8 protein-coding genes are annotated in these 11,236 nt (G+C 49.2%); 6 read left to right on the forward strand and 2 right to left on the reverse strand.

Going from position 1 to position 11,236, the window contains the following annotated elements:
* The 6 genes from dgt to Q0X57_RS05310 all read left to right on the forward strand — a co-directional run.
* Positions 1-891, forward strand: an 891-nt coding sequence (dgt, locus tag Q0X57_RS05285; RefSeq protein ID WP_297728663.1) for a dGTP triphosphohydrolase, incomplete at its 5' end; no start/stop codon positions are given.
* Between the two features lie 90 nt (positions 892-981).
* Entirely contained in the window at positions 982-1,230 is a 249-nt protein-coding gene (locus Q0X57_RS05290) for a hypothetical protein (protein WP_297728666.1), read from the forward strand.
* Positions 1,231-1,335: 105 nt separating this feature from the next.
* Positions 1,336-2,937 carry an Mfa1 family fimbria major subunit gene (locus Q0X57_RS05295; RefSeq protein ID WP_297728669.1) on the forward strand — a complete coding sequence of 534 codons (1,602 nt, stop codon included), beginning with the start codon at positions 1,336-1,338 and terminating at the stop codon, positions 2,935-2,937.
* A 204-nt stretch (positions 2,938-3,141) separates the two neighbouring features.
* Positions 3,142-4,101, forward strand: a complete 960-nt coding sequence (locus Q0X57_RS05300; protein ID WP_297728672.1) for a FimB/Mfa2 family fimbrial subunit — start codon at positions 3,142-3,144, stop codon at positions 4,099-4,101.
* Between the two features lie 31 nt (positions 4,102-4,132).
* Positions 4,133-5,593, forward strand: a complete 1,461-nt coding sequence (locus Q0X57_RS05305; RefSeq protein ID WP_297728675.1) for a hypothetical protein — start codon at positions 4,133-4,135, stop codon at positions 5,591-5,593.
* 76 nt (positions 5,594-5,669) lie between these two features.
* Positions 5,670-10,211 carry a hypothetical protein gene (locus Q0X57_RS05310; protein ID WP_297728678.1) on the forward strand — a complete coding sequence of 1,514 codons (4,542 nt, stop codon included), beginning with the start codon at positions 5,670-5,672 and terminating at the stop codon, positions 10,209-10,211.
* A gap of 169 nt (positions 10,212-10,380) precedes the next feature.
* On the opposite strand, the gene Q0X57_RS05315 is transcribed toward Q0X57_RS05310, so the two are convergent.
* Positions 10,381-10,548, reverse strand: coding sequence for a hypothetical protein (locus Q0X57_RS05315; RefSeq protein WP_297728681.1), 168 nt, complete (start codon positions 10,546-10,548; stop codon positions 10,381-10,383).
* 20 nt (positions 10,549-10,568) lie between these two features.
* On the reverse strand, positions 10,569-10,736 hold the full coding sequence (locus tag Q0X57_RS05320) for a hypothetical protein (RefSeq protein ID WP_297728681.1): 168 nt from the start codon (positions 10,734-10,736) through the stop codon (positions 10,569-10,571).
* Between the last annotated feature and the right edge of the window lie 500 nt (positions 10,737-11,236).

Genomic DNA, 11,236 nt, shown 5'->3' on the forward strand with positions numbered 1-11,236 from the left:
TGGGAGGACTTCGCCTACTTCGAGGGCAATGCCAACGGCTTTCGCCTGCTGACGCATCAGTTTGAGGGGCGCCGACCAGGGGGCTTTGCTTTGACCTATACCACGCTGGCAGCTATTGTCAAGTACCCCTGGTCATCGGCGAGGGCGCCTGAGAGCGGGAAGTTTGGCTACTTCCAGTCAGAGCGGGCTACCTACCTTGATGTGGCGAACTACCTAGGCATCCTACCTGTAGACCCCGCCTCGGGACACTACGTGCGCCACCCGCTGGTCTACCTCGTGGAGGCGGCCGACGATATATGCTATCAGGTGATGGACGTGGAGGACGCTTACAAGCTACGCATCCTGAGCTACGAACGTACGGTGGATCTGCTCATGCGCTACTTTCCCGCAGATAGCCACGACCATGTGTTAGCCACGATGGAGACTATCGGCGATCGTAATGAGCGGATTGCTTACCTGAGAGCTAAGGCGATCAATATGCTCGTAGAGGCTTGTGCCGAGGTCTTCATTGAGCACGAGGAGGAGATACTGCGGGGCGCTTTCACTGGGACACTGGTTAGCCGAATGCCTGAGAGGCTCTATGCGGCTTACCGAGCCAATAGCGCAGTGGCGCAGAGTGAGATCTACACGGCGCGGGCAGTGATCGACGTAGAGCTGGCGGGGCATCGTATCTTCTCAGAGTTGATCGACAAAGTGATGCACTCGCTCCTACACCCGGACGATGCTTATAGTCGTACGCTCCTCTCGCTGGTGAGTAGCCAGTACAACCTGCACGAAGCGTCGATCTACGGCAAGCTCCAGTGCACGCTCGACTACATCTCCGGCATGACCGATCCCTACGCGCTAGACCTCTACCGACGCATCACCGGCATGAGTCTGCCAGCGATCTAGAGGAGAGAGTATCGGAGCTATCAGAGCTATCAGAGCCATCAGAGCCATCAGACAAATCGGAGACTGTCTATCCGCCTTGACGCCACTCCGATGACTCCGATGGCTCCGATGGCTCTGATGGCTCCGATGGCTCTGATGGCTCCGGTGGCTCCGGTGGCTCTGATAGCTCCGATAGCTCTGATGGTTCTGATAGCTCCGATGGCTCCGATGGCTCCGATGGTTCTGATAGCTCCGATCCCTCCGATAGCTCCGATCTCTCTAGCCTCTAACTTCTATTTCCGCGAGGAAATACCGAATATGTCAAAAGAAATACCGAATATGTCAAGTCGTTTTGAGTGATGGTTGACGCATTATACCTACCTTTGTAACGAATATCCCCTTGGACAATAGTGATTTCTATAGGGAGGTGAAGAAACTTTATATCAATCTCATAATAAACGAATAATGAACAGAACAGTAAGAACACTGCTAGGCCTGCTAACGATAGGTCTAGTCGCTCTGACCTCCTGCAAGAAGGATCAGAAAGAGCCGCATCAGAACGAAGGCACGACCTACGTCAATGTGGCTATCAGTATCCCTACGGCTACGGGTCTACGCGACGTCACCCCTGGTAAGGGCGATGAAGGCGAGTACAACCCGAAGGGTAAGTGGAACGGTAAGGATGCCATTGAAGACATCACCGTCTACGTAGTTGATAAAAACTCTGTCTCTTGGGACGGTTACACGAAGGATGACTTCGAGATCGTAAATGCTTCGCAGAATCCCGATCCCGACAACAAGGCTATCACCATCAAGCCTAAGAAGGCTATCTTGACAACTCCTGGAAATAAGAAGGTTTACGTTGTCATTAATGCGCCTCAAGAGATTAAGGATTATCTGAAAAAGGCTATCCCTAACGAGTTTGAGAAAGCATATGAAACGGCTGTCAGTGTGATTGCTGCTAAAAATGCGACTAAGTCTGATGCTAGTGGCAACGACGTCATTCTGATGACCAATGCAACGGAGCCAGCCGAGCAGACGATTGAGGACGGTGTTACCTCAGAGCAAGCTAAAAATGGTACGAAGAACCAGATCAAGGTACAAGTACAGCGTGCTGTGGCTCGTGTCATCCTTACGACCACTAAGTCTGAGTATGAGATTGTCCGCACAGATGGTGTTAAGCTAGGCAAGATAAAGAACATCACCTATGCAGTTGCTCAAGGTGAGAAAAGCTTCTATCTCACACAGAAAAGATTTACTTCAGGTGTTGTGACAACACCAGGATATAGATTTGTCCCGAAGACTGATAATCCAGGAGTTCTTCTAGCTAAGGACTATACAGACATGGGAGAATACTATGATTACAGTGATCTTGTAGAGACTGCTAAACCTGGCCAGGCTCGCAAGGCTCTTGTCGCTGATAATCTCAATGACGCTTTGGCTATTGGCGAGAAGTCGCTCCAGAGTTCTGCTTTTATATTTGAAAATACGCATAAGTATGGTAAATATGACGTTTTTAACTACAAAGGTGGTTACAGACGTGCCAATACGGCTTATGTCCTCGTTCGTGCTACTTTTGTCCCTGAGAATGACGCTTTTGCTGATAAGGATCAGTTTGATGAGCCGTATAAAGAGGGGGAGACATTCTATGTTGGTGAGAATGGTGCGCTCTATCGCTCAGTGGCCGGTGTAACCGACGATAAGAAGTCTGGTGTATTGGGTCAGAAGTACTCAGAATACAAGGATGGTAAGGTCCTCTACTATGCAATTATCAATCCTGACAATACAGAGAAACCGCTTAACGCTCCTGTATATCGTAATAGCATCTACCACATCAGCGTAACGGGCTTCAAGAAGATAGGTATGAACTGGAATCCACTCTTCCCAGAGGATCCTAATACAACCGATCCTAAGAAGAACCCAGATCCTAAGCCAAATAATCCAAACGAGCCTGTTCCTCCCATCAAGCCCGAGGATAACCTCTCGCCAAAGGAGACGTATATGTCTGTAGACGTTTCGGTTATCCCCTGGAACGTACATTCCTACGGTATTGAGCTTACGGTCTAGTTGACTGACTACCAGACTAGAGTTTCTAGTGGCCACTAGTGCTACTAGAAACTTTAGCAACTCACCGATAGGGACGCACCGATGGACGTGCGTCTGGCAGTGCGTCCCTATCTTTTCTTCCTTTCCCCATTATCGTTAGCCTTACGATCCGACCCTTTCCCCCTTACACCGAAACCCCTGATCTCTCAATCACAGTTGCATTTTATGAAGCGACACACTATATATAGTATACTCCTGCTGCCTCTCCTCCTCTTATCACTCGTCGGCTGTGATAAGCTTATATATGATCGAGGCGAGTGCCCTACGATACTGGTCTTCACGCCCTATACGCAGACTCCTTGTATGTCTGACTCAGCTTACATAGGCAAGGCGGGCTATATGGATATCGTCATCAGTGTTCCTTCATCAGGAGAGATCATTGCTTATAAGCATCTAGAGCCAGCCGACCTGACGGCAGCCTCTAGGATAGAGATCCCCGTACCGAACGAGTGCGGTGAGACCTATCGATACACTATTTGGGTAGGAGCTACCCCCCAGCACTATACTATGAGTGACCTAGCACCAGCCACAGGCAATAAGCACCCCGACTGCCGACTAGCACTCCGGCTCAACGAGCAAGATAGACACGAGGGTCTACTGCCCGAGCCTCTATACTTTGCTACAGACACCATTGAGTGTCCTATGCCTCCTGGAGGTAGCACGATTAGAGTCCCCATTGCGCCAAACCTCACGCGCTACAGCAACGACTTTGACATAAGTCTTACCGAGCTACCCAGCAAGATCATCTATCCGCTCCATATAGAGATTGAGGACAACAACGCTGCTTACGACTTTATGGGTCAGCTGACCAATCCTACCAAGCATGTCATCTATCAGGCGCCACTACCCAACGAGGGTACGACGCGCAGCACGCATCTCAGTACGCTACGACTAGATGACCCGAAGACAAAGCCCCAGCTGAGCCTCGTGCGCTCCGATACGGGAGCTAAGATCTTTACCTACGATCTCAAGAAGCTACTCGCCAAGAAGCACGACTATCGCCCCGAGTGCCAGTTTGAGTACAAAGTAGAGATACGTCTCAAGAGCCTGCCCGATAACACACACTACGGTGTGGAGATCCTCATCGATGGCTGGACGGTACACTCTTACGAGATTGTTCTCTAATATCACTACACACTAACGTTGTCACATCACTATGAATCGACTACGATATACCCATATATACACGCTCCTCTTTACCTTGGGGGTGCTCCTCACCTGCGCCAGCTGTGTGCGGGATTACAACACTCTTGAGTGCGAGGATGACGGCAACAAATATCTCACGCTGACGCTCTCCCTAGCTCCTAGTGGCAACGATGGACTACGTATGCAAGGCGATGACTACAGCATCAACTCCGACAAAACGAATCGTGAGGACTACGTGAACGATCTGCGCATCTTCCTAATCCAAAACGGAGTAATCAAGAAGAATGTCTTCTTTACCAATCTGGTGCCGAAGTATTCATACGATGATTATAGCTCGGGTTCAGAAGATGATGGAGTCAGCTATAATTATAAAAGTGGCAAGGCACAGGTCACCTTCCGGCTCACAGAGAGGGAGCTAGGCTACTACGACCTCGTCGTCGTAGCCAACGAGGGTGCCTATACGAATAGAGGCTCTCTAGACCCAGGCCCTGATCGTCATGAGAAGTATGATAACGAGAAGTGGAGAGAAATAGCAGCTGAAAAAGCTCTCAAGAAAGCTCTCACGGAGGCTAAGACGCTAGACGATCTCAAGAAGATCCGTATCCCCGTCACGAGACGATTCTCTGATACGCATCAAGGAAGACGCTATAATCAGAGTAACCCATATATAGATGTTGTCTGTCCGATGACTGCTGAGTATGAGTATGTTGACTTCACTGGGGGTGGTACCAAGGCCAATCCGCGTAAGATCGAACTCCCTAATCCTCAAGGTCGTACGAAAGGCATTGAGTTGCTACGCACCTTTGCCAAGGTTGAGTTAATTTACAAGAAGTGTATATGGCTCTCTTGGGATGAGAAGGGTGAAGAGCAACTGAAATGGATAGGCCCTTGGAGATTTCAGCACCCCTATGGACCACACATCTGTGATATGCCTACGAATGTCAGTCTCTTCCCTATACAGGAGTACTCTAGCGCGCAGGATACCATAGTAGAATTTCTCGGTAGAGAGTCTGATCAATATGTGGCACCTTACGGCCCACAGAAACGCTTTGTCATTGGCTATGACAAAATAGCTGAAAAGGTTCGGAAAGAGGGAGTACCCATGGGTGGTGGCTATCTGCTGGACTATAGGATGTACTTCTATATCCCCGAGAAGCTCGTGCGAGAGGGAGCTGATGAGACTGTGAAGCCTCTTTACCTATGGTTTATATGGTATTATTATAGTGGCTTCCGTCCGTGGTTGGATATAGCTTCGAACAATCATCAGTTACGAGCCGAGGAAAAATGCTACTTTGATGTCCTAAATATCAAGAATCGTGAGGGAAATAAGGACAGGGGCGAAGACTACGTAGAGCGTACAGGCACGTTTGCTCCATCGGACAAGAGCGTCTACCGCAATCGTCTCTACAAGATAACGCTGACCCCAACGGATGTACAGCCACCCGCAGGCAATGGCGAAGCTTTCAAGTAGAGGCAAGCTCGCAACTATCACCTCTACGCAGACACACTCACTATCAAGAAACCTCACCTATAAACAGATATAGGCTATGAAGCAATACAACAGCACGACACTAGTGCGCACTATATGGAGTCTTCTCCTCGTCATCTCAGCACTCTGCTTGATACCTACCATGGCAGAGGCGCAGCTTAGTGTTCGCTCCAGAACTCGCGCCACTATTAAGGGATTCCATGGAGGAACTGGTCAAGTAAGGCTAACCCTCTCTAGAGGTAAAGCTCCTTACACAGTCAAGCTGACAGCATACCCTGAAGAGTACAGAGGACAACAGACCACGTTTACAAGTCAGAAGGAAGAGACCATTATCTACAATCTCCCTAAAGGACGCTACACGCTGGAGGTCTCAGATGCCAATGGCTCTGTGGAGACAGTAAGCAGCTCTGTCCGTGAGGTAGGGGTAGGTCTTAATGATTTCTGGGTTAATGCGAAGTGGTCTCAGCTACACACCTCTGAGACAAACCCGTCGCGTTGGCTCTCCACAAGAATTTTTGACCCTGATAATTCAATAGTCCCACGCTACTACTCTTCTGAGATAGACTCTATAGCTAAGTACTTTGATATTGCTATATGTGTCTCTGATGACTACTACAATGGCTATGAGACGGGTAGAAAAGATCTCAACTGGCTGGACTTAAAAGAAGCTAAAACGGCTCCCACATTTGAAGGTACCTATGGCTGTTGGCTCGTTCAGGATCCTGTTTATGATGATAATGGCAAGCCAACTGGACAGACAGTCGAGAGGTCACATCTATTTGTCAAAGTGCCAGATGACTCGCCCTCTCCCGATGAACTCTATTACAACTCTCGGTTTGCTTTACCTTTCGGTGATAAAGAAAAGATAGGTATAGCTATTCGTGTGAAAGAATCAACGGACCCCAAAAACTCGGACTATTCTAATGCACAATACCTTTTTGATGCAAAAAAGTCAGCCGATCCGAATCCTTGGATTGAAATGGTTGGAGAGGGTAAAGACGATCCCTGTGAGTATAAACCGACCTTCGCCCTAAAGAAAGATGTTGTTGAGAAAATGAACTTGCAATTTCCTGTCAAGGTGAAGTGTAGTAGTGGTACTGAAATAACCTTTACCGATAGGAACGACACAACTCCCAAAGATCTCGGTGCCTTAGACTACAATAGCTACACCTGGATCTATATGAGGGATGCAGGTGGTAAGGAATCCTCTATGGGCTTCAGAACTGGTAAGCCTATAGGTCCTTATGCGGAGAAGTTTCTTGGCTACCTTAGATATTATTCAGATACCGACCCCGCTCGTATATGGGATGAGACTGAAGGGTGGCAACACGATCCCAAGTCTGGTGGTCCTAGCACGAGAGACTACTGTACTGGAGAGGTGAAGATGGTTCTAGCCTTGACGCTGCAAGAGAAGCACTTTGATAAGGCTTTCAAGACCCCGTTTGCAGATGCTCAGATTACGCTTGAGGCGGCTCCTCCAGGTTACAAGCCTCTGAATAAATACTTCCCCAAGATAGGAGTGCCTATTAACGTGCCTGCTAAGCACCTCTCGGCTTTGTTTTTCCCATTCCCTAGCGAGTCAGCTCCTGAGGATAACCCTTATGAGAAGCCCTACTTTGACGTACACGTTCCTGATGGTAATTATTACTTCACTGTGTCGTTTAATACCATCTGTGGAGACCCTGAGGACGAGTCGGTCGGGGTACAGCATAACTCCTTCTCTAGGAAGTATGAACTTGTAAATCAAGGAGAGGACTTAAAGCCACAGTTCGAAAAGGTAGACTGTAAGACGATACGTGTCTACCCCTTCCGTGGAGCAAAGTCTCGTGAGATTCTTTTGCTCAATGGCAAGGCCGTCAGAGTGTATGCAAGGGCTGCTCAAACAGCACCTAACGCTTATGGGACCGTTGCCGATGGCTCCGTATACTTTGATCCAGAGCGTAGCTCGCAGAGTCCAGAGGATTGCTACATAGAGTTACCTTGGAGAAACTCCACCGTAACGATTCAGTACAACTACGAGTCTATAAGTCCGCGAACTAAGATAATCCCATGTCTTAACATCGTTAAGAAGATTACCGTAGAGACTACGGCTCCTTCCTATGATGGGTATCAACTATATACCTATATCTGTCCGAACGGGAGCAAGGCTTATGTCTCGGTGCTACCCATCCGCACAGCGGGTGAGACGCTCATAGAGCTACGTGATGTCAAGGACATTAATAAGATCTATGCTAGCAAGACGCTCGCCTCAAAGGATCAAGGTAAGTCTGTCTCCTTTGATCTGACTGGGGATAACATCCAGACTGAGTATCGCCTTCATATCAGGACAGGCTCTGACAACTGTGTTCTAGATAATGGGGGGGAAATCATCAAGATGAGTGATTTCAGAGGATTCTCTTTTGTCAAGGGTACTACCAACACCAAGTATTGTGAGGGTGATACAATTAAACTAGAGTGTCCTCCCATCCTACCAAAGTCTACGTACACTTGGACTCGGCCTGACGGGGTGCAGATGACGGGTAGTAAGATCGCCATACCTCATGCTCCTAGGACACTCTCTGGAGTGTGGACGCTTGAGGTTTCGGGAATCCCATGCGAGGGACCAGAAGCTGTACAAACGGTCTCTTTCGCACTCTCTGTTGCTCCTCCTGAGTTGTGGTGGAGTAGGGATGCCAAGTCCGCAGACTGGAACTCTACCAGCAACTGGGTCGACAAGGAAGGGAAACCAGCTAATGCTATTCCCGCTAAGTGTACCGATGTACACCTTCCAGCAGTGGTTGAAAAATTCTATCCAAATCTAGACCCAAAGAAGACCATTCGAGAGCCGTTCGGAGAGCCTCTGTGCAACGATATCTACTTCCACTTTGGTTCTGCACTCGGTGAGCCACAGCGACTGACGCACTACTCCCGAGCCTATATCGACTACAACTTCGGTATCGTGCAGCCTGACGGAACCATCAAGGCGTACGAAGACTCTAAGCATCCAGGCGCTTATGACCGTATCCTCTCACGAGATAAGTGGCATCTACTCTCTACGCCTATTAAGAATGTCTACGCTGGGGACTTCTCTCTGGGGGCCAAACCGCTTACTTACCAGTGTTACCTCAAGGTAGAGTACAATTCGAGGCTTTTTTCAAAGGGAGCTTTTGAGCGTCCTATCAACAAGCTGGGACGTCTCATAGGTGCCTACAATTACGGGTTAGCATTCAAGGTGGAGGGCTACCACCCTGAGAAGTTAGGAGCTAAAGATCATACGAATCTCAACGGGCTACAGGGTATTATCCGCTTGCCTTTCTATGAGAATAAGGAGCGTGCACCCTATTACCCACTGCATCGTTATTACGATAAGTGGTATTGGTATGATTATGACCAAGATAAGGACGCGGGGACGGTCACAGCCGAACGACCTGAGCCTGCCTCATACTTCGCCTACTTTGATTTGAACACGTTAAAAGCCGTTTGTAAGGTTGACTCAGTAAAGAGATACCCTACTTTAGACTACCGCTTCCTCTTTGAGGATGACAAGACAAATGCGATCGGTACCACACTTGACGCTAATGGAAAGCAAGTTGAGGGTTATACTATGCATCTCAACGGACAAGCCGAAGATGATAATGCCTTTAGGCTTGTAGGCAATCCGTTTATGTGTCCTATAGACTATGAACGTCTCTACAATGCGAATAGTGACAATAATCTGATAAAAGGTCTTTATATCTATGCTGATGGAGCTTGGCGCTTGGCTCTTAAGAGAGGCGGTAACACAATGGGTGCAAAAAGGAATAAGGAGTTTGATGCCATTGCTCCTCTGCAAGCGTTTGTGCTCTTTTTTAAATCGATCAAGCCTAAGCAGCCGATTTACTTCCCTACGGCACCTGCTGGGCTATCTGTGCTTCGAGACCCAAACACCTCTAAGTTCGAACTACGCAGTGCGGAGGAGGAGCCAGAGGAGCTAAGCGAGCGGTATGTTGCTGTGACGGTGACCGATGAGCGGGGAGGCTATGCCTCTGCGGTACTACAGCCCGAAGATACGGAAGAGTCGATGCCAGCACTCTTTGCCTCTGAGTCTATGCAGACAGCTCCGCTCGTCTACTTCATCAGCCCGACCGATAGTAGCTGCAACTTCGTACAGACCAATGTGGATCGTGCCGTGGTCGAGCTAGGTGTCTTTGCGCCTACCGATGGTATGCTCACGCTAGACTTCACGACGTTGGCGGAGAAGCCCTTTGACAAGCTGTCTCTCTACGACCGTCTGCGAGGCACCGAGCAGGATCTGCTGGTCAACCCGACTTACAGCTACGGCTATAGCGAGCGTGACGGACGCCGCTTCGAGCTACGTATGTCGTACGGCAACGTCCGCTACGAGGAGCAACAGGATCACCAGGCTGAGCTAGCCATCGAGCGCACCGCTACGGGCTATCGCATATCCTACGATCAGGGTATCGCAGGCTACCAGCTATACAGCGTCCACGGCTATCTACTAGAGCGTGCCACGACCGATGGTCAGACGCAGGTAGATATTGAGATGCCCGAGACGGACGTCGTACTGCTCGATGTACAGTCCGCCGACGGCCTTCGCTGGATCAAGAAGCTCCAACGCTAAGGAAGTATCGCCTAAATAAATCAAAGCCACCGTAAGGACGCCGATATGCGTTTCTACGGTGGCTTTGTTCTGCTAATAAAGCAAGCCGAGTAACGACATGACGTGTAACCCTCTGTAGGGACGCACGATCTGTGCGTCCGTTGTGTCAAAGGTTACAGCGTCCGTTGTGTCAAAGCGGTACGTGTAGCGATGATACGTGTAGCCCTTTGTAGGGACGCACGATCTGTGCGTCCGTTGTGTCAAAGGTTACAGCGTCCGTTGTGTCAAAGCGGTACGTGTAGCGATGATACGTGTAGCCCTTTGTAGGGACGCACGATCTGTGCGTCCGTTGTGTCAAAGGTTACAGCGTCCGTTGTGTCAAAGCGGTACGTGTAGCGATGATACGTGTAGCCCTTTGTAGGGACGCACGATCTGTGCGTCCGTTGTGTCAAAGGTTACAGCGTCCGTTGTGTCAAAGCGGTACGTGTAGCGATGATACGTGTAGCCCTTTGTAGGGACGCACGATCTGTGCGTCCGTTGTGTCAAAGGTTACAGCGTCCGTTGTATCAAAGGTGACGGCATCAGGGCTTTAATGGGAACGGACGCACAGATCGTGCGTCCCTACACTGGTTACACGTCCGATCCCTCCGATAGCTCCGATGATCTCGAATCTCCAACTTCTAGCCTCTCACTCCTCCGAGGCACTCCGAGCTCTTCGACTCCTCAGACCACACACCTCCGAGGAATTTCCTAATCGCTCACGAGCAAGCAAAAATTCCCCACCGAGGGACGAAATAAAAGTTCGGAAGAATGAAATCAAAGTTCGGAAGAATGAAATCAAACTTCGGAAGAATGAAATGAAAGTTCGGAAGAATTTTTCGTTGTCCTCTTCCTGAAAAAAGTACACAGTTGGGGAAGTGTTACTGAGATGGTTCACGGGTTGTTTTTGTTAGTCCTGTGAGTGTACTCATCTGTTAGTTTTGCTCCTGCTGGGGTACACGACTTGTGGTCGTCTTTACTGCGGAGGTACACAAAGATAGCTCTTT

The sequence above is a fragment of the uncultured Porphyromonas sp. genome, from assembly GCF_947254915.1.
Classification (GTDB): domain Bacteria; phylum Bacteroidota; class Bacteroidia; order Bacteroidales; family Porphyromonadaceae; genus Porphyromonas.